Here is a 24,944-nt window from a genome sequence, read left to right on the forward strand (position 1 = left end):
AGCGAGCCGCGAAAGGCGCCAGTATAACGGATCGTGAGCGACAAGCCTCTAGCGGCAAGTTTAAAGCCGCTCCCTTCACCGTGACTTGCCGCTTGTAGCTGCCGCCGGGCGAATGTTAGCGTGCTCAGCATTCTCCGCCCGACGAGCCCGCCTCATGAAAAAGACCGTCCTGGCTTTCAGCCGCGTCACTCCCGAAATGGTCGAACGCCTGCAACAAGACTTCGACGTCATCGTGCCGAATCCGAAAAACGGTGACATCAACGCTCAATTCAACGAAGCCCTGCCTAATGCCCATGGCCTGATCGGCGTGGGTCGCAAACTCGGTCGCACTCAGCTGGAAAACGCTACCCGCCTGGAAGTGGTTTCCAGTGTCTCGGTGGGCTACGACAACTACGATCTGGCGTACTTCAATGAACGCGGGATCATGCTCACCAACACGCCCGACGTGCTCACCGAAAGCACTGCGGATCTTGCCTTCGCACTCTTGATGAGCAGCGCCCGTCGCGTCGCGGAACTCGATGCCTGGACCAAGGCCGGCCAATGGCAAGCGACCCTCGGCGCACCGCTGTTCGGTTGTGATGTGCACGGCAAGACCCTGGGCATCGTCGGCATGGGCAACATTGGTGCGGCCATTGCCCGACGCGGTCGCCTGGGCTTCAACATGCCGGTCATTTACAGCGGTAACAGCCGCAAGACCGAACTGGAGCAGGAACTCGGCGCGCAATTTCGCAGCCTCGATCAACTGCTGGCCGAGGCCGACTTCGTCTGCCTGGTTGTACCCCTCAGCGAAAAGACCCGACATCTGATCAGCCATCGTGAACTCGCGCTAATGAAGCCGAGCGCCATTCTGGTGAACATTTCCCGTGGGCCTGTAGTGGATGAACCGGCCCTGATTGAAGCGCTGCAAAACAACCGGATCCGTGGCGCCGGGCTGGACGTCTATGAAAAGGAGCCGCTGACCGAGTCGCCTCTGTTTCAGCTGAAAAACGCCGTAACCTTACCCCACATCGGCTCGGCCACCCATGAAACCCGCGATGCCATGGCCAACCGTGCCCTGACTAACCTGCGCAGCGCCTTGCTGGGCGAACGACCGCTGGATCTGGTTAATCCGCAAGTGTGGAAAGGCTGATTGAACGAAGGCACGTCCTGCTGGACGTGCCACTTTACAAATCAATAAAACAACCTCAACCAACCACTGTGCACAACACAGTTAGAGACATAACTTGCAAAGCACCCCTTGGCCCCTCCCTTCTAAAGCCCTATAAACTCCGAACATCGATAAATCCATCGCCGCATATTCGGAGCACACAACATGCACCACTTCACCAGCGCCTACGTGATAAGGCGAAGCAAAGTTTTAATTGTTTTCATGGCGACACTATTCGGACTAACTACTCTTGCCAACAACTTCACCGACTACTCTGCCTATGCAGAGTTCATTGGTAATGTCCTCAGCATGACCAATACCGAAGGCAACGATTCCAGGCGCCACAGGGCCGCTACCTCGGGCCTTCTTCATCACCGATTGTACTGGGCCATCATTACGCTCGAGATAATTTTCACCTTTTGTCTGTTACTGGGCACCCTTCAACTCCTACACAAGCTCAATGCACCGCGCAGAGAATTCAATGAAGCAAAAAAATTTGCAATAATAGGTTTCGCTACAGCAATCTTCACCTACCAAACCTTTTACTCAATCATTCTTAATGAATGGTTCGACATGGCTTTCGCCCCTCACCATACCGGTTATGAGTGGGCCAGAAACAATATTGAATATATGTTCCTTGGATTAATATTCCTCACCTTGCCAAGGGACAGTTAAATAGTTTCAGGCCAGTTTTTCCGCCGTGGAATTGACGCCGGCCCTGGGCTTGCGAAACACCAGCACATTACCCGACATCACCATCAGCAGCCCCACCAGTGCCGGCGCCGTCCATTGGTAACCTTCGGCAAATGCCGAGACATTGAGCGCCACCACCGGAAACAGCACGGTGCAATAGGCGGCACGCTCGGGCCCCATGCGCCCGACCAGGGTCAGGTAGGCCGTGAAGCCGATCACCGATCCCGGAATGACGAGGTACAGCAGCGAGCCGATGTAGCGCGTGTTCCATTCCATATCGAATGGAATACCTTTGACCAGGCACCAGACCGAGAGCATCGCCGCGCCGTAGGCCATCCCCCAGGCGTTGGTAGTGAGCGGCTTGAGGCCCGCCTTTTGCTGCAGGCTCGACAATATGTTGCCTGCCGAGAAGCACAAGGTGCCACACAGTGCCAGGCCGAGCCCCAGAAGGGTTTCAGGGCTGGCGGTGTGCCCTGCCAGTTCCGGCCAGAACAGTAACCCAAGGCCCAGCAGACCCAAGGCACCCCCCATCAGTACGTTGCGTGCAATTCTCTGGCCGAAAAACACCCGCGCATTAAGAGCGTTCCATAGTGTGGCGGTGGAAAACACCACGGCCACCAGGCCACTGGGAATCCACTGGCTGGCGGTGAGAAAGCACATGAAGTTGACGCAAAACAGGCACAGCCCCTGGGCCAGACAAATCAAATGCCCACGCCGGTTCATCACTTGCAGGCGCCGGCTTAGCAGCAGCATCACGAACAGCACCAGCGCGGCGAGGCCGAAGCGATAGACGATCGACACCGGAATGGCCACCACACCCAGCTGCCATTTCAAGGCGATCCAGGTGGTGCCCCAGATCAAGACGGTCAACAGGTACAAAGAAAGGTTCATGACACAGGCTCCTCAATAGGAGCCCAGTGTCCTGCGATGGGCTTGGGCGCACTTGCATAATCTTGCGCATTTGTCAGGTGACGGGCTGGCAGGTGATCGACTACAGAGTAGGATGCAAGGCGTTGGAGAGAACCGATCATGGCCGCACTGGACACCTTGCAAGTCTTTCAAGCCCTCAACAGTTCGCCGAATGCTCGTCTCGAGCACAGTGCCGAGCTCGGTGACGGCTTGTCCGCAGCCTTGTGGAGCAATCATCACGATGCCAGGGATTACGAAGCTCCCAGCCACCACACCCTGTCCTGCTACCTCTCCGGAGGCACCGGCACCTTTCGCCGCGACCAGCCCGGCAAAAAGGGCGCCCCGGACAAGCTGTGCATCCTGCCCGCCGACCACCAGTCAGGCTGGGTGATCAACGGCGACATTCGCCTGGCTCACCTGTATTTCAGCCCACAACAGTTTGCCCTTGGCTGCGTCACCCTGCTCGATCGCGAACCGCGTGAGGTACAACTTCGTGAGCAAACCTTTCTGGAGGACCCTCAACAGGCATTACGTTTTCGGCAGTTGATCGCCCTCAACTGGGACGAACCGGCGGAGCGCCTGCTCACCAGCAGCCTGGCTCATGAAATGCTCAGTCATGCCCTGCTCAGCCAGGTCGGCGTGCGTCAAGGTCTGCGCCTCAAGGGTGGCCTGGCCGCACACCAGCGGCGGCACTTGGTTGAGTTTATCGACAGCCAACTGGCTGAAGCTCTCAGCCTAGGGCAGTTGGCCGCGCTGTGCGCGCTATCGGAATACCACTTTGCGCGAATGTTCCGCGAAAGCTTCGGCTTGCCGCCGCACCAGTATGTGTTGGCGCGACGCTTGAGCCGGGCGCGGGATTTGCTGCGCACAACAGTGCAGCCGCTGGGAGATATTGCCCTGGCCTGCGGATTCTCCAGTGCCAGTCATTTTACCAACCGGTTTCGTCAGGCTCTGGGCGCGACTCCGGGGGAATATCGGCAGGCGTTTGTGCGTTAACCCGCAATTGCTTGTTCGAATCGCCCGCAACGCCGTACAAACAAAACGGGCCTGCGATTGCAGGCCCGTTGTTTTCAGGTGAAAGACTGGGGAAGGTAAAGTGAATCAGCTGTCAGCCGTTAAGCGCAGCCTGTTCGTTTTCCAGAAACTCTTCTTCCAGCAGCTGATCGGCATGGGCGCCACTCTCGATGGGCACCACACTAGCTCGCTTGCCGCGTAATTTGCCGAACATATGTTCCAGCGCATGTTCGAGTTTGGTCGCCGCGCCGTCGATCGCCTGCTCCATGGTGGAGGCTTTATGGGTGACGGAAATCGGTTGATGGCCTTTTGGCCGCGCTTCCAGCTGGCAGCGCATATCGTGAGGACCGGGCTTGTCGCCGTTCTCGTCCCGCAGGTGAACCTCAACCCGGGTCAGATCCTCTTCGTATCGTTCGAGCGTGCTCTCAATGGTAGTACGTACCCACTCCTCCAGTCGTTTACTGCCTTGAATATGGTTATCGCTATTGACTTGGATTTGCATAGTTCATCCCTTATTTCAGCTAGCTCGCGAGAGGCCGGTCAGTTAGCCCTTGGGCGTCATCACCGTGACCTCTTACTTACACAATCGGTCTGTACGCTGAACATTTCAACCCCTGAAAAAAGATAAATATTCATACGCAAAAAAAGCCGGACAAAGGGCAAAAGCGCTGCTAAGGTCGGGAGTTGGGTCGCACCACTTGTTGATGCGAAATCCTCACATCTGCTGCTCGCCCAACGGGTGCAGACCGCGAAAAACCCCCGCCTCCTCTACCAGCCAGTCATGCACCGCGCGCACGCCCGGATGGCTCAGTGCCCCCGGGGCATACAGCAGCATGTAACGTTTGTGGTTGGGTACCGCCAGGCCAAACGGCACGATCAACGCACCGCGCTCCAGCTCATCATTGAGCAGCGTTCGCCGGGCAATCGCCACGCCCATCCCGGCGATGGCCGCTTCGATCGTCAGGTGATTGCGGTTGAAGGTATGTCCGCGCCGTACATCGGCCCCCTCGAAACCGATGGCATTGAGATAGAACTCCCACTCCGCGTACTCGTAACTGCCGCGCCAGGCAGTGATGTCGTGCAACAAGGGAAAATGCATCAGGTCGGCAGGGCCGTGCAGCGGTGGGCGGCCACGCAACAGACTCGGCGCGCACACCGGAAAGATCTGCTCATCGAGCAAGGCTGTGGATAACAGGCCCGGGTAACTGCCATCGTTCAGATCGATCGCCAGATCGAAGTCCCCTTCGTGCAACGGCACGCTGCTGTCCTCGGCCACCAGGCGCAACTGGATATCCGGGAAGCGCTGCTGCAGGCGCGGCAGGCGCGGGGTCAACCATTTGCTCAGGAAGGAGGGAATCGAGCGCACGCGCAAAATCCCGCTGATCATGCCCGCGTCCAGCCGCCGCAGTTCCGCGTCGATGCTGCCGTAGGCCTCATTCACAGTAATGGCCAGTCTCTGTCCTTCAGCGCTCAACTCCACCCCTCGGGCCCGCCGATGAAACAAGCGAAACCCCAGACGCTCTTCCAGTTGACGGATCTGCTGGCTGACCGCCCCCGGTGTGATGTGCAGTTCTTCGGCACAGCGGGTGAAGGACAAGTGTCGCGCGGCACAGGCAAACACGTTGAGCCAGACATATGTCTGGGCGTGTAATTGACGGCTCATCGTTTAGTCCTGCTAAAGGATGTCTTAGGAATTGTCGTTGGTCATGGAAGACCTTGACAGGCAGTATCGCCGAAATTGCGCTTGTCCTACACAAATGGCAGCGATTCCTCTTCCATTGCTTGTATAGGGTTTAGCATGGCTATCAGTGTTTTCGATCTATTCAAAGTCGGCATCGGTCCGTCCAGTTCCCACACCGTGGGCCCCATGCGTGCTGCCGCAACCTTTGCCCAAGCCCTGATAGATCAAGGATTTCTGGCCGACGTGCGACGGGTACAAATCCGCCTCTACGGCTCCCTGTCGGCAACCGGCGTCGGCCACGCGACAGACCGTGCCTGTGTCATGGGCTTGATGGGCGAATGGCCGGACAGCATAGATCCTGGCACCATCGACGGGCGCATCCAGGCCCTGCGCGAAACGGGCGAACTTTATCTGGCAGGCCAGGCAACCATTGCCTTCAACTGGCAACGTGATCTCCTGCTGCTCGACGAGAGCCTGCCCTACCACCCCAATGCCATGTCGCTGACAGCCTTCGGCGAAACCGGGGAACTGTTCGAGCAAACCTATTACTCGGTGGGCGGTGGTTTCATTATCGAAGCGGCCGAGGCGGCCTCAGGCAAGGCGCCGGGCAATGAAGTCGAATTGCCGTACGATTTTTCCAGCGCTGCTGAATTGCTCAAGCTATGCAACCAGCACGGCCTGCGAGTTGGCGAACTGATGATGGCCAACGAACGCGCATGGCGCAGCGAGGTGCAGATCCGCCAAGGCCTGCTGCACATCTGGTCGGTAATGCGCGAGTGCGTCGAACAAGGACTGCGTCACGAAGGCATCCTGCCCGGCGGCCTGAATGTTCCTCGTCGGGCGGCGAAACTGCACCGCAGCCTGCTGGAAATCGGCAAGCCGAATGTCATCACTTCGACCTTGTCGGCGATGGAGTGGGTCAACCTGTTTGCCCTGGCCGTGAACGAAGAAAACGCCGCCGGCGGGCGCATGGTCACGGCACCGACCAACGGCGCGGCGGGGATCATTCCAGCGGTCCTGCACTACTACATGAAATTCAATCCGCACGCCTCGGACGATGACGTCGTTGCCTTCCTCCTGGGCGCGGCAGCGGTTGGCATTCTGTGCAAGAAAAATGCCTCGATCTCCGGCGCCGAAGTCGGATGCCAGGGCGAAGTCGGCTCCGCCTGCGCCATGGCTGCCGCCGGACTTGCAGAAGTGCTCGGCGCCACTCCCGAGCAATTGGAAAACGCCGCCGAAATCGGCCTGGAACATAACCTCGGCCTGACCTGCGACCCGGTCGGCGGGTTGGTGCAGGTGCCATGCATCGAGCGCAACGCGATCGCTGCGGTGAAGGCGATCAATGCCACGCAGATGGCCCTGCGCGGCGACGGCAAGCACTTCATTTCCCTGGACCGGGTCATCCGTACCATGCGTGATACCGGCGCCGACATGCATGACAAATACAAGGAAACTTCCCGAGGCGGCCTGGCGGTGAACTGGGTGGAGTGCTGACCGCTTTGGTGGCATACCGCTGTTTACTGCCCTGAATCGGGCGGGCAGAAAGCAGGCGGGCCTCGTGCGCGCCTTCTATTTCCAGTGTTTATTGTTCGAAAATTCTTCCGGCACGCGCCTTGCTACATGCTGAAAGAGCTGCCGCAGGCTGCTCCACAGAAATGATGATGGCGATGGCCGATGGTCTGGTGTTGCGAACTAATCCCGATCACGGCCGGTCAACAACTGCACGTTCAATCAGGCGGTGACGCATCATGGACAACCCTTTCCAGCTCATTACCGATGCCTTTGCGCCGGATTACCAGGTCAACCTGAGCATTCAGGGCCTCGATGGCAGCATCATGCTGACCCTTTCCAACAGTGGCCGCGTGGTAGCCAAGCGGATGATCAGCGCCGACCAGCGCAATGACCCCAAGCGCCTCAAGCGCCTGGTGCAAAGCATTCAGTTCGGCATTGCCATCGAACAGGGCCACAGCGCCAAGGCCATCCTCGACGCCATGACCAATGGCGACAGCCATAGCCTGCCGCCGCCACGGACCAAGGGCAGGCCCCGCCCCAACCTGTACCTTTAAAGCTCGCCTTTCTCGATTTCGGGATGCTCCCCGGAACCCGCACCGATCTTGCGTTGCGGGTGTTCGATCTTCACCGACGGGAATTGCGACGAAGCGTAGCGCACCACCAGAATCGCAAACGCCAGCAACAGGATCCCGCCGCACAGGTAGATGATCCCGATATCCGGCGGGTTGTGGTGCGACACGTTGGAGATCAGCAGCCGCGTCAGCGCCGTGATCGCCACATAGATCAGGAAGCGCACTGGCATATGGTTGGTCTTGAAATAAATCCCGACCATCGCACCCAATTCCAGATAAATGAACAGCAGCAGGATGTCATCGATCTTGATGCGTCCCTGCTCGATCATCCCCAAAAATTCCATGACCGCCGCCCAGGCGGTCACCGCTCCGATGGCAAACAGTGCCAGGTAGTGAAAGGATTCGACGAACAGGTTGCCCAGGGACTCGGCCAGTTCATGCACGTTCTGCCGCAGCCTTTCGGCCCAATTGATTTTCACGATGATGCTTCCTTAGGTCTGCTCGACCGGATGATGCGGGTTGGACGTGACGGTTATTCTGCATGCAGAAAAAAGGCCAGCCCATGATGGCGAGCCGTCAGGGATCGCGCGCCGTGGCGTTTGGTCGCACCCGTGGCTGCCTCCCCGAAGCCGGTGTTGCTCGCGAATGGATGCTGCACAGGCCACCGGACAAACCCCGAAATCAAGCTACATTAAAAAGCCACTACCCAAACCACGGGGATTCGCTTATTCTTTAGCTGTATATAGATACAGTAGTCGATACAGACAACCAATGTGAAGGCATGTGAGGTGGTAAATGGCCGTCGAAGTGGTATACCGCAGCAGCCGAGATCTGGAGCGCTTGTTCATGGATAAAGCCGAAGCTGACCGTCATGACAAAATGCTCGAGCTGGCCGAGTTGCTGGCTGAAGTGCTGCACAAAGCCGTTCCGTCCCTGACCGAGCAGCAAGTGGAAGAAGCCGGGATCTACATGGCGAAGAACCGCGATGTATTTGCCAAGGCGTTCAAGAGCCAGCCGGACGCCCTGTCCGAATTGCTCAGCGCTCCTGCCGAAGTCGCGGAAACGGTTGAAGTCGCGGCGCCTGTTGAAGAGGCCGGCGCCGAGCCGATCGCCCCGACCAAACCGGCCAAGGCGGCGAAAGCAGCAAAGTAAGCAATGCCCGAATTGAATAGGCCCTGAGTCGAATGGCTCAGGGCCTTTTTCATGGCTACAGCAAAAGACCGTCCGAACGCGGCCCGACCTGCGGCAGCTCCTACCGGTACAGCACTTTCTCGGCGAGTTCGTCGGCCACCCGGGCTGGCGAGCGCTTTTCCGCCTGGGCATGGGCGAAGACTTCGGTCAGTCGCGAGCTGATTTTCGACAGGTGTGCCGTGATGGTGCCCAACTCATCGCCACGGTGCTTCAGCGACACGTAGATCAACCCGCCGGCATTGATCACGTAGTCCGGGGCATACAGAATTCCGCGACGCTCCAACTGGTCGGCGACATCAAGATGAGTCAACTGGTTGTTTGCCGAGCCGGCCACCGCCGAACAGCGCAGTTGCGCCACCGAATGGCTGTTGAGCACACCACCCAGGCCGCAGGGCGCGAGGATGTCGCAGGGCGTGCTGAGCAGGGCGTCGTTGGCGATCGGATGAGCGCCGAGTTGTTCCATGGCCAGTTGCACCTTGCCGTGGTCGATATCGCTGACCAGTAATTCGGCGCCGGCGGCATGCAGCTGTTCGGCCAGCGCATAGCCGACATTGCCCAGCCCCTGGATGGCCACGCGTAAACCTTCCAGATTATCGCTGCCGAGCCGGGCCATGGCGGTGCTGCGAATACCGGTGAACACACCCATCGCCGCATGCGGAGCAGGATCACCCGCCGAAGTGGTACTGGTGACGTGCCGGGTCTGTTGGGCGATGCAGTCCATATCGGCCACTGAAGTACCGCTGTCGATCGCGGTGATGTAGCGGCCCTCGAGCTGCTCGATGCAACGCCCGAATGCCTCGAACAGCGCAGCCCGGCTTTCGACATGGGCCGGGCGCACGATCACCGCGACGCCTCCGCCCTGGGCCAGGCCGGCCAGCGCCGCCTTGTAGCTCATGCCCTGAGCCAGGCGCGCAGCGTCCTCGACCGCAGACTCGTCGTTGGGATAGGCAAGGTAACGACAACCACCCAGGGCGGGCCCTAAACGGCTGTTATGAATGGCAATGACCGCCTTCAACCCGGTCACCGGGTCGACGCTCAGATGCAGCGATTCAAGGCGAGTGCTTTGCATGAGAGCGAACATCGTAAGGCTCCCGAATCACTTTCTTGTAGACGCCAGTATAGGCTTGCGCCCAAAAATTGCAGAAGCGCACCGGAATAAGCACGAGCGCCATGCAGGCTTTCGGAAATAACCTTGATCGAGTCTCGCGTGGTACTGGACGAAAGCCGGCGACGGGGCTAAAACGAGGCATTCCCCCGGAGATTTTGATGACCCCGCGCCAATCGTTCTTCGCCTGCCTGCAACGTTCACCGCCCGCACTGTTCGAGGCGGCGCTGTGGATTGCGGCCGAACACGACGCCGAGGTCAAACCCGAGGCCGCACTGGCGGATTTCAAGGAACTGCAACAGCGGGTCAGTAGCGGTTTGCCGATGCTGCCAGTGAGCGAACTGGCCCAGCCGTTGCTGCGGCGCATGAACGACCTGGGCTTTGCCCAGGACGACTTCACCCCGTTGCGCCCGCAAGTGGCGTTGCTCAATAAAGTCCTGGAACGTCGGCGTGGGCAGCCTCTCACCCTGGGCCTGATTGCGCTTGAGCTGGCCAGAGGCCTGGAGATCCCCATGGTCGGGGTGAACTTTCCCGGACACTTCCTGTTGCGGGTACCAGGCGCCGATCACCTGCTCGACCCCTGTGGCGGTCGACGCCTGTATCCCAACGATTGCCGGGAGCTGCTACACCGTCAATACGGTCCGGACATGAAGCTCAGCGCCGAACATCTGGTCACCGCCGAACCGGTGCAAATGCTGCAGCGGCTGTCGCGCAACCTGCGTCAGTTGCACCTGTCGCACGAAGACTACATTGGCGCCCTGATCGACGCCGAGCGGGTACTCGAACTGGGCAACGCCAGCGCTTCCGACTATCTGGCCCGGGCCAGCCTGTATCAAAGGCTGGACTGCCCGAATGCGGAACGCTTCGACCTGGAACATGCCCTGATGCTCAGCGACGACCCGATCCAGCGGATTCGACTGACGGAGCGCCTGGGCCATTTACCGCCTAATGCCATCGTCCATTAAAAGCAAAAAATCCGGCTTTTGATTCAAGGCGTATCTGGCTGATTCGCCGGATGAGCCTTGATGAATGCCGAATGGTTCGCTGCCAATGCCGCCACGCGGCGAATCCGTGGATACGCCTCAAGGGAAACATTGAAACGCTCGGCCGCGTACAATTGCGGGATCAGGTAAACGTCAGCCAGGCCAGGCTCAGGGCCGAAGCAATAACCCCCATCACCGATCAACTGCTCCACTGTCGCCAGCCCCTGGCCGATCCAGTGGCCAATCCATTCCACCACCTGCGGTTCGTCATGGCCCAACTGGCGCAGCCTGTTGAGCACGCTGACGTTGTGCAATGGATGCACGTCGCAGCCGATCACCGCCGCCACCCCGCGCTCCCGGGCGCGCGCGCCAAGGTCACTGGAAAGCAGCGCCACCTGTGGATAACGTTCCTCCAGGTACTCGATGATCGCGGGAGACTGGATCAGCAACTCGCCCTCGTCAGTGCGCAACGCCGGCACTCGCCCCTGGGGATTGATGCCCAGATACGCTGGCTGTCGGTGCTCGCCACCCGGCGGGGCGATGAGGTTGACCGGCAACGCCTGATAGTCCAGCCCCTTCAATGCCAGCGCGATGCGCACCCGGTAGGACGAAGTCGAGCGGTAGTAGGTATAGAGTTCCATGCCCCGCTCCCGTTAACGCGCCGGCAGTACTTTGCCGCGGCACTCGCCAAAACCGATGGAAGCAAAACCCTCGCGGGTGCAGCGCCCACGCAGGATGATTTCATCACCGTCCTCGAGGAATTTGCGCACCTCGCCGGAAGCCAGTTCGATGGGCTGCTTGCCGCCTTCGGTGATCTCCAGCAGGCTGCCGAACTGACCGCTTTGCGGCCCCGACAAGGTACCCGAACCGAACAGGTCACCGGCCTGCAGCTGGCAGCCATTGACGCTGTGGTGCGCGACCATTTGCGCCACCGTCCAGTACATGTGCCGGGTGTTGCTCAGGGTCAGACGATGGGCTGGCAGATTCTGTTCACGCATGGTTTCGGTAAGCAGCAACACTTCCAGCTCGATGTCGAAAGCGCCGCCCAACTGGTCACGCTTGTCGAGCAGGTACGGCAACGGCTGCGGGTCACCTTGCGGACGCGCAGGCTGGGCGCGCCGGAACGGCTCCAGGGCTTCGGCAGTGACTACCCACGGCGAAATGCTGGTGATGAAGCTCTTCGACAGGAACGGGCCCAGCGGCTGGTATTCCCAGGCCTGGATATCCCGCGCCGACCAGTCGTTGAGCAGGCAGAAACCGGCGATGTGATCGGCAGCGTCACCGATGGCAATCGAGTCGCCCATGTCGTTGCCCTGGCCGATCCAGATACCCAGTTCCAGTTCGTAGTCCAGGCGCGCGCAAGGGCCGAATACCGGCTCGGTCTGACCGGCTGGCAAGGTCTGGCCTTTCGGACGGCGCACGTCGGTGCCGGAGGGGCGAATGGTCGATGCGCGGCCGTGGTAGCCGATCGGTACGTACTTGTAGTTCGGCAGCAGCGGATTGTCCGGACGGAACAGTTTGCCGACGTTCTGCGCGTGCTCGATGCCGACGTAGAAGTCGGTGTAGTCGTTGATTTTCGCCGGCAGGTGCATTTCGCAGTCCGTCGCCAGCGGCAGCAGTTTTGCGCCCTGGGCTTCGATCTTGCCGTGCAGGGTGCTGCCTTCGGCGAACAATTCCAGCAGGCGTTCGCGCAGGGCTACTCGCGCGTCACGGCCCAGTTCGAAAAAGGCGTTCAACTGACCGCCGCGGGTCGCTTCCACCGCAGTTTTTGCAGCACCGTCAAACAGGCCGGCATCGAGTGCCGCCTGCAGATCGAAAATATGTTCGCCGATGGCCACGCCGCAACGGGGCGCCGACCCCTGGCAGCTGAATACGCCCAACGGCAGGTTCTGCAGGGGGAAATCAGCATGGCCGTTGGCCGAAGCAACCCAGCTGCGAGTAATGGTTGTTTGGGTCATGGGTTATCTCCGGGTCGGGTCGAAAGTGGCGGGCAGCGTGGCCCAGCAGGCGTCATAAGTGTTTTGCAGTTGCGGGCAATCGAGGGCGAAACGGCTCGGGCGCAGCACCTGGCTGGTCTCGAACATGAAGGCCATGGTGCTGTCGATTTTCGAAGGCTTGAGCTCGGCGTTGATGGCCTTGGTGCAGGTTTCGCCGTCCGGGCCGTGGGCGCTCATGCAGCTGTGCAGGGATGCGCCGCCAGGCACGAAGCCTTCGGCCTTGGCGTCGTATTCGCCTTGGATCAGGCCCATGTATTCGTTCATCAGATTGCGGTGGAACCACGGCGGCCGGAAGGTGTTCTCGGCCACCATCCAGCGCGGCGGGAAGATCACGAAGTCGAGATTGGCCAGGCCATGGACGCTGGTCGGCGAGGTCAGGACTGTGAAAATCGACGGGTCGGGGTGATCGAAGCTGACCGTGCCGAGGGTATTGAAGCGGCGCAGGTCATATTTGTACGGCACGTTGTTGCCGTGCCAGGCCACCACGTTCAACGGCGAATGGTCGAGCTCGCAGGCCCACAACTGGCCGAGGAATTTCTGCACCAGAGTGGTCGGTTGCTGCAGGTTTTCATAGGCAGCGACCGGGGTCAGAAAGTCTCGTGGATTGGCCAGGCCGTTGCTGCCGATCGGCCCCAGGTCCGGCAGGCGCAGTGGCGCACCATGGTTCTCGGCAACATAGCCGCGAGCTTGCGGGTCGAGCAACTCGATACGGAATTTGAGGCCACGCGGCAGGACGGCGATCTCCAATGGCGCAAGCTCCAGCACGCCAAGCTCTGTGGCAATGCGCAGGCGGCCCAACTCCGGAACCAGCAACAGTTCACCGTCAGCATTGAAGAACACACGCTCCATGGAGCGGTTGGCGCTGTAGTGATAGATGCTGATCCCGGCCGGTTTTTCCCCGGCCGAGTTGGCCGCCATGCTCACCAGCCCGTCGATGAAATCAGTCGGCTCGGCGGGAATGTCCAGCGGATTCCAGCGCAGGCGATTGGGGGTGACTTCACCCAATGGGCCGCCGGCCAGTTGCCGATCGAGTTTGACGAACGCCGGGTGGTTGGCTGACGGCTGAATGCGGTACATCCAGGTTCGCCGCGCTTCACTGCGCGGCATGGTGAACGCCGTGCCGGAAAACTGTTCGGTGTAGAGGCCGTACGGCGCTTTCTGCGGTGAGTTGTGGCCGACGGGCAGTGCGCCGGGCAACGCTTCACTGCTGAATTCGTTGCCGAAACCAGGCAGATACGCCAGCGCCGACGTCGTTGAATCGGTGTTCATGGAGCCTCCTGAACGGGAGTCGGCGCCGGCCAGTCGCCCTGGTGCAGGGCTGAAGGCACGCCTGGGTTATTTTTATCGTAATTCAATTACGCATAACGTAATTTGATTGGTATTGACCGTCAAGTTATAAAGACGCCCATTCGATACGGGATCACACCGCCGCCATGGAAAAACCTACCAGCGACAGCAACGGCAAACAGAAAGTCCGCTCGGCCGAGGTCGGCACCGACATCCTCAAGGCCCTGGCCATGTTGTCGCCTTCGACCTCGCTGTCGCGCCTGGCTGAACACGTGCAGATGCCGGCAAGCAAGGTTCACCGTTATCTGCAGGCGCTGATCGCCAGCGGTTTCGCCGAACAGAACCCCGCCACCAACCATTACGGACTGGGCCGCGAAGCTTTGCGCGTAGGCCTGGCGGCACTCAACAGTATGGACGTGCTGAAAGTCGCCGCCCTGCCCCTGGCCGAGTTACGCGACGACTTGAACGAAACCTGTTTCCTGGCGGTTTGGGGCAATCAGGGTGCCACGGTGGTACACATCGAACCGGCGGTGCGCGCGGTGACGGTGGTAACACAACTGGGGTCGGTGCTGCCGCTGCTCAGCTCTTCGACAGGGCTGGTGTTCGGCGCTTATCTGCCTGCACGGGAGACCGTGGAGCTGCGTGATCAGGAGTTACAAGGCAACGCAGCCCATGCGATGGCGCATGAGCAGGCCTGGTCGGCAACCTGCGAACAGATCCGCCAACGCGGCCTGCATCATGTCCACGGCTTGCTGATGCCTGGCGTAGATGCCCTGTCGGCACCGGTGTTCAACACGATGGGCAAAATAATCGCGGTACTGACCGTGGTCGGGCCGACCTCGCTGTTCCATGCCGATGAAGACGGTCCCGCTGCCCGGCGTTTGCTGGCGGCCAGCCGTGCGGTCAGTTGGCGCATGGGGTTTGAACCCGCAGCATCGCCCCCTTGAACCCGGCGCTTGTGATCAGGCGTGCAGCATCAATCCCAGTTTCTTGGCCATGGCAACAGCCTGGGTGCGACGTTCAACACCCAACTTGCCATGGATACGCCGTGCGTGGGTTTTTACCGTGTGCAATGAGATGAACAGCTGCTCGGCAATTTGTTGATTGGAGTGACCCTGGGCAATCAACCCGAGCACTTCAAGCTCACGAGTACTCAACAAGCTGGCGTCTGGCGCCAGCGTGGCCGCCGGTACTTCCCCGCGCAAGCGGCAGAGCAGGTCAGGCTGGCGTAGACACAGCTCGCGCAATGCCTGTTGCCCATTGCAGCGTTCCACCAACGCCAGGCCTGCAGCCAGTGCGCTCTTGGCCAGAGCCGGCTCGCCGGTGAGGTCCGCCACTTCGCAGATCACCAGTTGCAATTCCGCTTCCAGCGTCAGCATGGCGTGCCGCTGCGCGTGATCGAGTAACTCCCTGAGCCGATGCAGTGGCTGCTGCGCCTGTTGCTGATAGGTCTCTGCCAGCAACAGTTGATATTCGATACGCGTGATCAACTGCAACGTCGCCGGAGGAGCCTGGCGCGCATGGGGCCCGCGATAATGACGCAAGACACGGGTCAAGGCTTCACGAGCCAATTGCGCACGCCCTTGCTGCAACCAGAAATGGCTGCTGATTTGCAGCAACACTCCGCGATAAACCGTGTCGGGAATCTGCCGCTGTTGCATCAGCCGTTCCGCCTCGCGCAGACGATCAAACGCATGGGCGTAATCGCGTTGATTTGCGGCTATCTGCGCCTGCCCGAGAAAGCCATACAACACATGCTTGTCCTGGCTGAGCAGGCAATCATCCAGGCCGCTGCGGAACAACTCTGCGGCCAATTCGTCTTGCCCCTGGCTGAGGGCCAACCGCCCGCGACGCAAGGCAATGCGCCCCAGCAGTGGCGTCGGCCGATCAGCCTGGCGCCCCAGCATTTCCTCGATATCGACCAGCAACCGCTCGGCACGCCCGGGCGCGCCCCGTTGCTCCAGCAATTGCGCATGATCCAGTTCCAGCAAGCCCTCGAACAGCAGCGAGCCTTGCGCCCGCGCCAGGCACAATGCGTCGCGATTGAAAGACTGGGCAGCGTCCAGGTCGGCATCGAGCAACGCTTGCTGGGTCAACCCGGAAAAACACAGCAGCCTGGCCGGCCAGGCGTCGGGGCCCAGGTCGTCCAGCGCTTCAAGGAAGTGTGCCCGCGCAGGCGCTTTGCGCCCCTGCAAATGCAGGAGCCAGCCCTGCTGCGCTTGCCAACGGGCCAGCAGCTGGCGCTGCAACAGCGCGGTCGGCTGCGGGGCGAAGCGTCCCAACTGTTCAATGCAGGCAGCCCCCTGCTCGAAGCGCCCGGCAAATAGCAGCGCAGCGGTAATCAGCCCCACCCGGTGCGGCGTCCCCAGGGTCAATTGCTCGCCCAGGCGTTCATGCAGCCTCAACAACAAGGTTACATTCTGGCGTTTGAACAGGTGCTCAACGCTGAAATGCTGCAACAGGCTGACCGCGACCTCGAACTCCTGCGCCAATAACGCTTGCTCGAACGCACCCTGCCAGTCCTCCTCGGCGCTGAACCATTGGCAGGCCCGGCGATGCCAGGAACGGCCGGTCGAACCTGGCTCGTCACGCATCGCCCTGGCCAATGGTTCGAAGATTCGCAACCACTCGGCGGAGTCCTCCCAGGGTTCGATGAAGCAGCCCGCCTCCTGCAACGCATGCAGCCATTGCGCGCCCTCACCGGCGCCGAAAAGATGCTCGCACAGGCTGGCATTGAAACGCGGCAAATGGACCAACACCTGCCATACCTCGACCAGTTCCGGCGGCAGGGTGTTGAACAGTTCATGTTGCAAGTAATCGAGCAGCGTCGTCGAACGCCCCTGCTCGCTCGCCCAGGGACAACCCTCTAGCAATGTGATACGCACGCCGGCACACCAGCCGCCACTGCGCTCGAAAACTTTTCTGGCGGTTTGCATCGCCACAGATGGCTCGACATGGACAAGTAGCTGGGCGATCTCGGCTTCGGTAAACGCCAGTGTCCGGCTTTCGCACTCATACAGTTGGTCATCCAGCAGCAACCGTGGCCAGTTGCAAGGCGGTCGCCGACGCGAACCCAGCCACCATGTCAGCGCCGGACTGGCGACGGCCAGCAGGCGATCCAGCAGGCGATCGAGCTCTGGATTGGGCAGGCGACAGTAATCGTCGAGAAACAGCCAGGTTGGAGTTTGCAACTGAGCCAGAGACTCCAGCAACCCTGACTCATCCGACGAAGCCAGGCCCAGCACCTGTGACAGACGCAACACAAATCCGCCAACACTGAAGGACTCCCCCGCCAGTGGCAGCCAATACACCCGACAGTGCTCCGGTGCCCGTAACAAGCACTCGGTAAGCAGCGCGCTCTTGCCGCTGCCCGCGGGAGCACACAGCAACTTCACCCGCGCCGTGGAGGCCAGCATCGGCTCGGTCAGGCGCTGGCGCGACAGGTGCTGGGATGACAATCGGGGCACAAATGCGGGGCGATCCAGACAGGCCCTCATTGCAGTCATTGTGGTGCGCCTTTTTTATAATTCTGGCGCCACCCTAGACCTCTCCCGAGCGCTTGGTGAAGAAGTATTCAACACACTGATCGCCCGCTATAAAAAAGGTGACCGAAAAGTCACCCTTTTGTGCAAACGATGTAGGAAAACTACCGCACGCCCGTACTCCGCAAGGCTGCCGGTGTGTAGTCCCCTGCTTTGGCATCGATGTTGAACTCAAAGCTGCGCTTCTCTTCGTTCTTCATCCCCAAGGCAATGTAGCGACCGGCGATCAGGTCATACAAGGCTTCGACGGTGTAGGCCGGCACCTGGTGATCGTAGTAGAACTGCGCATGCCCTTCGGCGACTCGCCAGAGTTGGCCACGCCCGTCGTAGTGATCGGCCAGGGCCACCTGCCAGCTGTCCTCGTCGATGTACATGTGCCGCTTGGCGTATACGTGCCGTTCGTTGGGTTTGACTGTGGCGACGACCTCCCAGACCCGGTGCAGTTCATAGCGGGTCAGGTCCTGATTGATATGCCCGGCCTTGATCACATCGGTGTATTTGAGGCTTGGCGAATCGAGTTTGTAGCTGTTGTAGGGGATGTACATTTCCTTCTTGCCGATCAGCTTCCAGTCGTAGCGATCCGGCGCCCCGGAAAACATGTCGAAGTTGTCGGTGGTGCGCAACCCGTCCGACGAGGTGCCGACACCGTCATACGCCACTTGTGGCGCACGTCGTACCCGGCGCTGGCCGGCGTTGTAGATCCAGGCCTTGCGCGGCTCCTTGACCTGATCGAGGGTCTCGTGAACCAGCAACACGTTGCCCGCCAGCCGCGCCGGCGCGGTGACTTCCTGCTTGAAATAGCTGAGGACGTTTTCATCACTTCCAGGCTTCAGATCCCCCAGCAACGACGGTACGGCCACCTCGTCCTTGAAGCGGATGACAGTGAAATCACCATTCGATTGTGGTGTTGCCTGGGTGATGGTACGGCGCAGATTGCCGCCGTGATAACGGGTGATGTGGTTCCAGATCACCTCCACGCCGTTTTTCGGAATCGGGAAGGCGTAGTAGCGGTTGCCGGTGAAATTGGCCAGCCCGTTACCGTCGTTGATCGGGGTCACGTTCAGCGCGCTGCGCTTGGCCGACTCGTAGATCTCCGTCGGCAGGGCCACGGTGCGGTGAGTCGGGTAAACCGGGATCTTGTAGGTTTCGGGATAGCGTTTGAACATCGCGAGCTGACCGTCAGAGAGCTTGTCCTTGTACTTGTCGGCGGTCGCTGCCGTGATGATGAACAACGGTTTTTCATTGGCAAACGGGTCGGCGAGGAAACCCTTGCTGTCCACGGCGCCGGCGTTTTTCGCGATGCCACCGGTCCAGGCCGGAATCGAGCCAGCGGCATTGCCGGCCTTCTCGGCGCCTACGGGTGTGAGGCTGGTACCGAGCTTGTCGGCCTCCTGCGGCGATACCGCGGCCATCACATTGGCGGCCAGCAAGCTCAGGGCCAGAACACTGCCGATTTGCAGAATCATCTTGCGCATTGCAATTATCCTTTTCAGCCAGATCAGAAGTTCACGCCAAAGCTCAATGCCACGAAGTCACGGTCTTCGAGGACGTTGTAATCACCACCGAAAAAGTCGGTGTAACTGAGGCTCGCGCTGTAGGTATTGCGGTAGTCCGCATCAACGCCGAGGCTGACCGCCTTGGCGCCTTCGTTGAACAGACCGTTGGGGCCATAACCAGCGACGTCGTGGGACCATGAGAGGTTGGGCTTCAAGTTGATCCCGGCGATGACGTTGTTGTAGTCGAGGATGGCCCGGGCGCGATAACCCCATGACGTCGATGTGACGAAGCCATCGGTGTCACCGCCGAAGCCGTACTGGCCGTACACCGAATCGCGGCCGTAACGCAGTTTGCTGCGCCCCTCCAGTCCGCCGACCCGGACCACTGCGGCCTCACCCACCAAGGTCAGGCGATCGGCACCTGCAACTTGATCGATGAAGTGTGTCAGGGTGCTCTGGATCTGCGTCACTTCCTTGCGGCGATAGCCTTTGTTGTCGGCACCGGGCGAGGTCGCAATCGGTGACGCCGCACCGCCGGCGATCGGATTGAGCAACGCCAGGGTCAAGTCGTTGGTGTTGACCTGTACCGGGGCGTTGGGGCGATAGCTGATCTCGCCGGTCCAGGCGGTACCGGTCGACAACGTGGTGGAGAAGCTCGCGCCATACAGGCGAATGTCTTCGGGGTACTCGAGGTAGTACTGGCCGCGCCCGAGCATCACGCTTTGCGCCAGCCCCGAGCCTGTGCCGGGAGCGATACGGTTGGCGGTAGCGACGATCCCCGGAATGCTCGCCAGCGTCCCGGCCCCGGCGGTGGTGGTGCCGACATTGGGTGTGCGGCTGTGATAGTTCATGAAGTACAGACCGTATTCGGTGTCATCCCCCAACCAGCGCAGCGCCGAACCCCACTGCCCCGAATCCCGCGCATCGCGGTCGCCGCCACGGGGCACGACCACGCCTTCGCGGGTGACTTCGAACCCTTGGCCAAACGCAGCGGCAATTGGCTGCAACGGTGCAATGGCCGGGTTGCCGACGGTGTAGCCCTTGTTGCAACCGTCGGCCACCACATCGACGCCGAAGAAGGTGCCGCAGTTATCCACGACGGTCTGGTCCCACTCCAGCTGGTAGAAGCCTTCGACCGTCAATTTGTCGGTCAGGCCCTGGGAAGCGAACAGCATGTTGACCGGAATCAGGCCTTCCTTGATCTCGGCACCCGGGCGGCGAAACGCGGACACGTCGACCGGGTTGATGCTGTTGATCGAGTTGCCGATGAAAGTACTTTCCCCCCAACTGACCACCTGCTTGCCGACTCGCGACGTACCGGGCAGATCGGCGATGGAATAGTTGTGATAGACGAAGGCATCGAGGATCTGCCCCCCGGACGACTTGGCGCCCTCTTTGCGATTGTGATCGCTGATCGGCTTGAACTCACGATCTTCGTCCTTCAACTCGAAGTCGTACCAGTACTTGCCACGGACGAAGACACCGGTGTCGCCGTACTTCAGTTCGAGGTCATGAATACCTTTGAAAATCTTCGAGAAGGTTTCACCCTTCTTGAAGTTCAGTCGCCCGTCGTCACCGGTCGAGGCCTGACCACTGCCGCCATTGACCGTGCCCACCAACGCGTCATCCGCGTCCCGCATCCCCCAACTCGCGCCGACCGAGAGTGAAGAGTCGAACGTCCCCTCGATCTCGCCGATGTTGAATGAAATGGCCTGTGCCTGGGCACAGCAACCCAAAGCCACCGCAGCCGCCAAGGCCTGCGGTGTGAAGATGGCGCGCATTGTTGTTTTTGTCATGCGTCTTCCCCGGTGAGTGACAGAAGGCTTCACCCTACTGCCGGGTACCGGGGTCGATAAGCGCACCAAGGAGGTATTCGCGGTGTAGCTCGAAAGGATGACTGAGCAATGGATTTCGCCGACTGTTGCCCGGGCTGCAACAGTGCATGTCCGGAATCGGTATTTTTCCTGGAGGATTCGGGGTCTATGCTTTTTGTGCGCTCACGGTAAACCGCCTGAGCGCAGGACGTAACGACTCGGGTCGTTACTGACAGATTTCGGATGAACTGAAGACTTCGGTTTATCGCCCTGTGTGCACTGACGTTGATTTGTTGCTCCTTGATCAAACGTCTTACTTTGGCCGCTGCGTTTGCAGCGGCCTTTTTTATGGACGGTGCATTTGCTGAGTAATATTTAGGATTACAACTCGATCAGAACTTCGAAAACCGGCCTTTGATCGAGTATTTCAAAACACTATCAACATTGCGTGCAACCTCTTTTACTCCGCACGCAATGACTTACATTGTTCTCAGATCAATTGCCGCGATTCTGCTGTAAATTGAAGTAGATCAAACATTAGCGGGTGACAAGGCCTTTACCAGCCACCCTCACGCATTTAATGCTCAGCGACTCATCAAGCACATTCAAAAGGACATGAATATGCAGAAGCCCCCACCATTCGAATTAACTGAAGCTATCTATACCACAGCAATAGCACCTCCCAACACGTCCATAATTCGCGGAACATCACCAAACATCCCTCACGGTGGAATGTTTGGCATCCCCAACAACGTATTAATCAATTCACGGGCATACAATATTCACAGCATGAAAACTGCTCAGGAGTTTCAAACACGCGCAGAGCAATTGGCGCAATCCATTGAGCAAGATCTGGCCGCAACACGATTAGAAGGCCCCACTGAGCCCCTTCCTCCTGCACAAGCAATAATTTGAGAGTTAGGTGTACGCAATACCCTCATTGCCAGGAAGACTGCTGAAGCTCACCAGAAAACGGTACTTTCCCATCAGTTCTTTGGGGATAACCCGCTCAATAAAGACTTTCATGATTTTTTTAAAAAAGCGAAGAGCATCGATAGTAACGTTAGCCCGAAAGGAGTAGCGATGCAGAGCTGGGCCGTGTCGTATAGAGCTGCCCACGAAGCAAATTTGTTAACGCAATCGATTCAGATGCTCAACCAGCAACAAATTGAAGTGAATAAGTGGTTGGCCACCGTCCAGGCCAATGATCAGGCGCAAGCAGCCGCGGCAGCAGAAGCTCAACGTGTCGCCGCTGAACAGACACGAATCAGGGCGGAATCTGAAGCACTAGCCCTTGCGCAAGAGCAGGCCCGGTTAGCCGCATTGGCAGAAGCGGAGCAAGCCCGAATTGCTGCTGAGGCTGCCGCTCGTTACATCGCTGCTGAACAGGCACGTCTGGTTGCCGAGGCCGAACTACAGCGTCAAGCCGAGGAGCTGCGCCAGGAAAATCAACGGCTAGCCGACGAAGAAGCCAAACGCAAAGCAATGGAGTCGCTGAATGCCGCCCAAGGCCTTCGCCCGTTTCCCGTATCGGGCGCGGCGGCGGCGAGCGGTCCGGTGTTCACCGTTGCAGCAGGAACCCTGGCAGTCGATGCCGCAACCACCCTTGCGATCCGGACTGCTCTGCGCTCGGCAGCCGTCGCTGCCATTAGTGCTTCGGCAGCGGCCGTCGGGATCGCGTCAGGCGCGGTGATAGTCGTTGGCGTTGCAGCGCTTGTTTACTACGCGTTGCGGGATAACAACGAACCGAAAGCCCTGAGCGTCCCGCTTTCAGATCTTACACCGTACAACACCGAAGAATTGCATGCCATCGCACGAGCCAACGGGGAGATCGCACTGCAGGTCGCGATCGGCTCCCGAGCAGTGGAAAACACCACAGAGTTTTCCGTTGCGGCCACGAACGGCAACACTGTGCCTCGTAAAGTTCCGGTACGCCTTGCCACCTACGATCCCGATCTAAACGTTTACCGGACCGACATCCCGAACGCGTCGTCCAGCGGCATGACTTGGACGCCCATTGTCAAACCGGGCAATGCGTCAACTGCGTTTCCGGTGGAGCAACCGAACGTTAGCCTCTACACCGGTGCGACTGTAACCGCCCTCGAAGGAAGGATAGATCCAAATCCGAAACTGGATCTCTATAGCTTTGGAGGTGTCATCTACGATTTCCCGATCGAGTCGGGTATTCCACCTCAGTATGTGGTGTTCAATAGCCCCTATGACGGTGCTGTTGTCGAAGGTGAGCACAGCGGCCGCGATTTCAACCCCGAGCAAGCGGGTGGGCCTGCTGTGAATATGGAGTGGACGGATGCAATCGCTTCACAAGAAGGAACCAACATCGTGAAATTACATACGTCTAAATTTCTTCAGTCCGATGCCAATAAGGTGATGATCGAGCGGCTGGACCGAATTCTCGGTGGAGAGCTTGAGATGACCGACATCGACCGACGCTTCTATACTCACGAAATCAGAGAATTTGAAAGATTCAAAGCTCTGGGGTATGGAGATACTGAAATGCCAGATCCTGACTCTCCCGTATGGAACAATGTTCATACTGCGACATTGGAAGACTTCAAATTGAAAGATGACCCGTCCCTACTCTATACACCAGAAGCACTAGCAGCTGCCGCGGAGCAGGATGAACGTGATTACCAAAAATTTCTGAAGGAGATGTGGAAATGAGCAATATTGAGCAGCTTGTTAACCATGAATCCTTGGATGATATCGTTACTGTCTTCGCATTAATTAAGACTCCACCATATTTAGACATGATGATCAGTCGCTACAAACCCGATACCATTAGGCATGGGGAGCTTCAACTCGCCTATAAACGACTATTCGAAAAAGGTGTATTAGTAAAAGGAGAAAAGGGATTGGCTACTAAAGGTCCTAATTGGACCCCTCCAACATTCGTTACAGAAAAACGATACGGCTGATTTAGATGATGCCCCAAGCTGCTTCCGCCGGCTTGGGGCCTCGCGCTCTTACAACGAATACTTCTGCAAATTCCCCATCATCTCTTTCAACGCTTCAATATTGTCCTTCGGATGCGCCGCCCCTTCGAAATCGCAAATCTGCTGCCAATGGGCAGCCACGTCCTCAGGCGAAAATCCAACCCGCGGATCAAACCCTGCCCCCAGGCTGCGTTCCCAGCGAACCTTGCCCATCCAGCCGCCGCCGACTTCGAACAGGCCGGAGGTTTCCTGGCAGTTCTCGCTGGCCAGGTACACCACCAGCGGGCTGACCAGTTCCGGCTTCAGTTGCTCGAACACTTGCGGCGGGATCAGGCCTTCGGTCATGCGGGTGCCGCCGGTCGGGGCGATGGCGTTGACCAGAATGTTGTTCTTGCGACCTTCGATGGCGAGGGTGCGGGTCAGGCCGTAGAGGCCGAGTTTGGCCATGCCATAGTTGGACTGGCCGAAGTTGCCGTAGATGCCCGAGGTGGACGCAGTGAAGATCACCCGACCGTAGTTTTGCTCACGCATGTGCGGCCAGGCCGCGCGGGTCACTTTGTAGGCCCCTTCGACGTGGACGCGGTAAACCAGGTCCCAGTCGGCGTCGTCCATCTTGTGGAAGGTCTTGTCGCGCAGGATCCCGGCATTGTTGACCACCACGTCGACCCGGCCAAAAACGTCGAGGGCGTGTTGCACAAGTTTGTCGCCATCGGTGACGGAGTCGTGGTTGGCCTCGGCGATGCCGCCGGCCTCGCGAATCTCCGCGACTACCCGGTCTGCCGCCGAAGCGTTGGCGCCCTCGCCCTGGGCCGAGCCGCCGAGATCGTTGACCAGAACCCTGGCGCCCTGCTTGGCGAACAGCAGTGCATGGGCGCGTCCCAGGCCACCACCTGCGCCGGTAATGATCACAACTTTATCTTCGAAGCGCACAGACTCATTCATTGGGGGACTCCAGCAGGCCTAGGGACGATAGGTCCGAGTGTCAGGCACGGCGCGGCGGGTCACAATGAACACGAGGAAGGCTGAATGGTGCGCGATAAGGCTGGG

22 protein-coding genes and 1 pseudogene are annotated in these 24,944 nt (G+C 59.3%); 11 read left to right on the forward strand and 12 right to left on the reverse strand.

Going from position 1 to position 24,944, the window contains the following annotated elements; all coding sequences use genetic code 11:
* Positions 1 to 154: 154 nt before the first annotated feature.
* A complete protein-coding gene (locus KW839_RS22840) occupies positions 155 to 1,129 on the forward strand; it encodes a D-glycerate dehydrogenase (RefSeq protein WP_218425592.1) in 975 nt (324 codons plus the stop codon).
* 183 nt (positions 1,130 to 1,312) lie between these two features.
* Entirely contained in the window at positions 1,313 to 1,822 is a 510-nt protein-coding gene (locus KW839_RS22845; protein WP_218425593.1) for a DUF2165 family protein, read from the forward strand.
* A gap of 6 nt (positions 1,823 to 1,828) precedes the next feature.
* Here KW839_RS22845 and KW839_RS22850 read toward each other — a convergent pair whose 3' ends face one another.
* Positions 1,829 to 2,731, reverse strand: coding sequence for a DMT family transporter (locus tag KW839_RS22850; RefSeq protein ID WP_060543034.1), 903 nt, complete (start codon positions 2,729 to 2,731; stop codon positions 1,829 to 1,831).
* A 138-nt stretch (positions 2,732 to 2,869) separates the two neighbouring features.
* Here KW839_RS22850 and KW839_RS22855 point away from each other — a divergent pair, with 138 nt between their 5' ends.
* Positions 2,870 to 3,745 carry an AraC family transcriptional regulator gene (locus KW839_RS22855; RefSeq protein ID WP_218425594.1) on the forward strand — a complete coding sequence of 292 codons (876 nt, stop codon included), beginning with the start codon at positions 2,870 to 2,872 and terminating at the stop codon, positions 3,743 to 3,745.
* A gap of 112 nt (positions 3,746 to 3,857) precedes the next feature.
* On the opposite strand, the gene KW839_RS22860 is transcribed toward KW839_RS22855, so the two are convergent.
* The gene (locus KW839_RS22860; protein WP_060543032.1) at positions 3,858 to 4,265 is read right to left on the reverse strand and encodes an HPF/RaiA family ribosome-associated protein; all 408 of its coding nucleotides are present in this window, start codon (positions 4,263 to 4,265) and stop codon (positions 3,858 to 3,860) included.
* 213 nt (positions 4,266 to 4,478) lie between these two features.
* Positions 4,479 to 5,426 carry a LysR substrate-binding domain-containing protein gene (locus KW839_RS22865; protein ID WP_218425595.1) on the reverse strand — a complete coding sequence of 316 codons (948 nt, stop codon included), beginning with the start codon at positions 5,424 to 5,426 and terminating at the stop codon, positions 4,479 to 4,481.
* Between the two features lie 135 nt (positions 5,427 to 5,561).
* Between KW839_RS22865 and KW839_RS22870 the strand changes: the two genes are divergently transcribed.
* Together KW839_RS22870 and KW839_RS22875 are read left to right on the forward strand one after the other, a co-directional pair.
* Entirely contained in the window at positions 5,562 to 6,938 is a 1,377-nt protein-coding gene (locus tag KW839_RS22870; protein WP_218425596.1) for an L-serine ammonia-lyase, read from the forward strand.
* Positions 6,939 to 7,192: 254 nt separating this feature from the next.
* On the forward strand, positions 7,193 to 7,510 hold the full coding sequence (locus tag KW839_RS22875; RefSeq protein WP_218425597.1) for a DUF3509 domain-containing protein: 318 nt from the start codon (positions 7,193 to 7,195) through the stop codon (positions 7,508 to 7,510).
* Here KW839_RS22875 and KW839_RS22880 read toward each other — a convergent pair.
* Positions 7,507 to 8,007 (reverse strand): phosphate-starvation-inducible protein PsiE, encoded by a 501-nt coding sequence (locus KW839_RS22880; RefSeq protein WP_060543028.1) that lies wholly within the window; start codon positions 8,005 to 8,007, stop codon positions 7,507 to 7,509. The genes KW839_RS22875 and KW839_RS22880 overlap by 4 nt on opposite strands.
* Before the next feature lie 316 nt (positions 8,008 to 8,323).
* Here KW839_RS22880 and KW839_RS22885 point away from each other — a divergent pair.
* Positions 8,324 to 8,578 (forward strand): annotated as a pseudogene (locus KW839_RS22885) (YebG family protein); the annotation flags it as partial.
* Between the two features lie 202 nt (positions 8,579 to 8,780).
* On the opposite strand, the gene KW839_RS22890 reads toward KW839_RS22885, so the two are convergent.
* Positions 8,781 to 9,800 (reverse strand): Glu/Leu/Phe/Val dehydrogenase dimerization domain-containing protein, encoded by a 1,020-nt coding sequence (locus tag KW839_RS22890; RefSeq protein WP_060543026.1) that lies wholly within the window; start codon positions 9,798 to 9,800, stop codon positions 8,781 to 8,783.
* A gap of 185 nt (positions 9,801 to 9,985) precedes the next feature.
* Between KW839_RS22890 and KW839_RS22895 the strand changes: the two genes are divergently transcribed.
* Positions 9,986 to 10,789: a SirB1 family protein gene (locus KW839_RS22895; RefSeq protein ID WP_060543025.1), complete on the forward strand. Its 804-nt coding sequence runs from the start codon at positions 9,986 to 9,988 to the stop codon at positions 10,787 to 10,789.
* 23 nt (positions 10,790 to 10,812) lie between these two features.
* On the opposite strand, the gene maiA is transcribed toward KW839_RS22895, so the two are convergent.
* From maiA to hmgA, 3 genes are read right to left on the reverse strand one after another with little or no spacing between them, the layout of a single operon-like run.
* A complete protein-coding gene (gene maiA, locus KW839_RS22900) occupies positions 10,813 to 11,448 on the reverse strand; it encodes a maleylacetoacetate isomerase (protein WP_060543024.1) in 636 nt (211 codons plus the stop codon).
* A 12-nt stretch (positions 11,449 to 11,460) separates the two neighbouring features.
* Positions 11,461 to 12,765 carry a fumarylacetoacetase gene (gene fahA, locus KW839_RS22905; RefSeq protein ID WP_060543023.1) on the reverse strand — a complete coding sequence of 435 codons (1,305 nt, stop codon included), beginning with the start codon at positions 12,763 to 12,765 and terminating at the stop codon, positions 11,461 to 11,463.
* A gap of 3 nt (positions 12,766 to 12,768) precedes the next feature.
* Entirely contained in the window at positions 12,769 to 14,073 is a 1,305-nt protein-coding gene (hmgA, locus tag KW839_RS22910; protein WP_218425599.1) for a homogentisate 1,2-dioxygenase, read from the reverse strand.
* 164 nt (positions 14,074 to 14,237) lie between these two features.
* Here hmgA and KW839_RS22915 point away from each other — a divergent pair, with 164 nt between their 5' ends.
* On the forward strand, positions 14,238 to 15,038 hold the full coding sequence (locus tag KW839_RS22915; protein WP_218425600.1) for an IclR family transcriptional regulator: 801 nt from the start codon (positions 14,238 to 14,240) through the stop codon (positions 15,036 to 15,038).
* A gap of 15 nt (positions 15,039 to 15,053) precedes the next feature.
* Here the strand turns inward: KW839_RS22915 and KW839_RS22920 are convergent, their stop codons facing one another.
* The 3 genes from KW839_RS22920 to KW839_RS22930 form a co-directional block, all read right to left on the reverse strand.
* Positions 15,054 to 17,597, reverse strand: coding sequence for a LuxR C-terminal-related transcriptional regulator (locus KW839_RS22920; protein ID WP_060543020.1), 2,544 nt, complete (start codon positions 17,595 to 17,597; stop codon positions 15,054 to 15,056).
* 140 nt (positions 17,598 to 17,737) lie between these two features.
* Positions 17,738 to 19,108, reverse strand: a complete 1,371-nt coding sequence (locus KW839_RS22925) for a DUF1329 domain-containing protein (protein WP_060543019.1) — start codon at positions 19,106 to 19,108, stop codon at positions 17,738 to 17,740.
* Between the two features lie 23 nt (positions 19,109 to 19,131).
* The gene (locus KW839_RS22930) at positions 19,132 to 20,925 is read right to left on the reverse strand and encodes a DUF1302 domain-containing protein (RefSeq protein ID WP_060543018.1); all 1,794 of its coding nucleotides are present in this window, start codon (positions 20,923 to 20,925) and stop codon (positions 19,132 to 19,134) included.
* A gap of 639 nt (positions 20,926 to 21,564) precedes the next feature.
* On the opposite strand from KW839_RS22930, the gene KW839_RS27755 reads away from it, so the two are divergent.
* The 3 genes from KW839_RS27755 to KW839_RS22940 all read left to right on the forward strand — a co-directional run bounded on the left by KW839_RS27755 (position 21,565) and on the right by KW839_RS22940 (position 23,879).
* A complete protein-coding gene (locus KW839_RS27755) occupies positions 21,565 to 21,858 on the forward strand; it encodes a hypothetical protein (protein WP_256352802.1) in 294 nt (97 codons plus the stop codon).
* Between the two features lie 168 nt (positions 21,859 to 22,026).
* On the forward strand, positions 22,027 to 23,625 hold the full coding sequence (locus tag KW839_RS22935) for an S-type pyocin domain-containing protein (RefSeq protein ID WP_256352803.1): 1,599 nt from the start codon (positions 22,027 to 22,029) through the stop codon (positions 23,623 to 23,625).
* Positions 23,622 to 23,879, forward strand: coding sequence for a hypothetical protein (locus KW839_RS22940; protein WP_218425601.1), 258 nt, complete (start codon positions 23,622 to 23,624; stop codon positions 23,877 to 23,879). Before KW839_RS22935 ends, KW839_RS22940 begins: the two co-directional genes overlap by 4 nt.
* Positions 23,880 to 23,927: 48 nt before the next feature.
* On the opposite strand, the gene KW839_RS22945 is transcribed toward KW839_RS22940, so the two are convergent.
* A complete protein-coding gene (locus KW839_RS22945) occupies positions 23,928 to 24,839 on the reverse strand; it encodes an SDR family oxidoreductase (protein WP_060543016.1) in 912 nt (303 codons plus the stop codon).
* Positions 24,840 to 24,944 lie beyond the last annotated feature (105 nt).

Source organism: Pseudomonas sp. PDM31 (assembly GCF_019218965.1).
Taxonomy (GTDB): domain Bacteria; phylum Pseudomonadota; class Gammaproteobacteria; order Pseudomonadales; family Pseudomonadaceae; genus Aquipseudomonas.

Coding starts and splice junctions, on each gene's coding strand:
- KW839_RS22940 (WP_218425601.1), top strand. CDS start 23,622: ATGAGCAATATTGAGCAGCTTGTTAACCATGAATCCTTGGATGATATC.
- KW839_RS22920 (WP_060543020.1), bottom strand. CDS start 17,597: ATGACTGCAATGAGGGCCTGTCTGGATCGCCCCGCATTTGTGCCCCGA.
- KW839_RS22855 (WP_218425594.1), top strand. CDS start 2,870: ATGGCCGCACTGGACACCTTGCAAGTCTTTCAAGCCCTCAACAGTTCG.
- KW839_RS22895 (WP_060543025.1), top strand. CDS start 9,986: ATGACCCCGCGCCAATCGTTCTTCGCCTGCCTGCAACGTTCACCGCCC.
- KW839_RS22915 (WP_218425600.1), top strand. CDS start 14,238: ATGGAAAAACCTACCAGCGACAGCAACGGCAAACAGAAAGTCCGCTCG.
- KW839_RS22945 (WP_060543016.1), bottom strand. CDS start 24,839: ATGAATGAGTCTGTGCGCTTCGAAGATAAAGTTGTGATCATTACCGGC.
- KW839_RS22845 (WP_218425593.1), top strand. CDS start 1,313: ATGCACCACTTCACCAGCGCCTACGTGATAAGGCGAAGCAAAGTTTTA.
- KW839_RS22840 (WP_218425592.1), top strand. CDS start 155: ATGAAAAAGACCGTCCTGGCTTTCAGCCGCGTCACTCCCGAAATGGTC.
- KW839_RS22890 (WP_060543026.1), bottom strand. CDS start 9,800: ATGTTCGCTCTCATGCAAAGCACTCGCCTTGAATCGCTGCATCTGAGC.
- fahA (WP_060543023.1), bottom strand. CDS start 12,765: ATGACCCAAACAACCATTACTCGCAGCTGGGTTGCTTCGGCCAACGGC.
- KW839_RS22850 (WP_060543034.1), bottom strand. CDS start 2,731: ATGAACCTTTCTTTGTACCTGTTGACCGTCTTGATCTGGGGCACCACC.
- KW839_RS22935 (WP_256352803.1), top strand. CDS start 22,027: ATGCAGAGCTGGGCCGTGTCGTATAGAGCTGCCCACGAAGCAAATTTG.
- KW839_RS22925 (WP_060543019.1), bottom strand. CDS start 19,108: ATGCGCAAGATGATTCTGCAAATCGGCAGTGTTCTGGCCCTGAGCTTG.
- KW839_RS22865 (WP_218425595.1), bottom strand. CDS start 5,426: ATGAGCCGTCAATTACACGCCCAGACATATGTCTGGCTCAACGTGTTT.
- KW839_RS22860 (WP_060543032.1), bottom strand. CDS start 4,265: ATGCAAATCCAAGTCAATAGCGATAACCATATTCAAGGCAGTAAACGA.
- KW839_RS22930 (WP_060543018.1), bottom strand. CDS start 20,925: ATGACAAAAACAACAATGCGCGCCATCTTCACACCGCAGGCCTTGGCG.
- KW839_RS27755 (WP_256352802.1), top strand. CDS start 21,565: ATGCAGAAGCCCCCACCATTCGAATTAACTGAAGCTATCTATACCACA.
- KW839_RS22870 (WP_218425596.1), top strand. CDS start 5,562: ATGGCTATCAGTGTTTTCGATCTATTCAAAGTCGGCATCGGTCCGTCC.
- maiA (WP_060543024.1), bottom strand. CDS start 11,448: ATGGAACTCTATACCTACTACCGCTCGACTTCGTCCTACCGGGTGCGC.
- hmgA (WP_218425599.1), bottom strand. CDS start 14,073: ATGAACACCGATTCAACGACGTCGGCGCTGGCGTATCTGCCTGGTTTC.
- KW839_RS22875 (WP_218425597.1), top strand. CDS start 7,193: ATGGACAACCCTTTCCAGCTCATTACCGATGCCTTTGCGCCGGATTAC.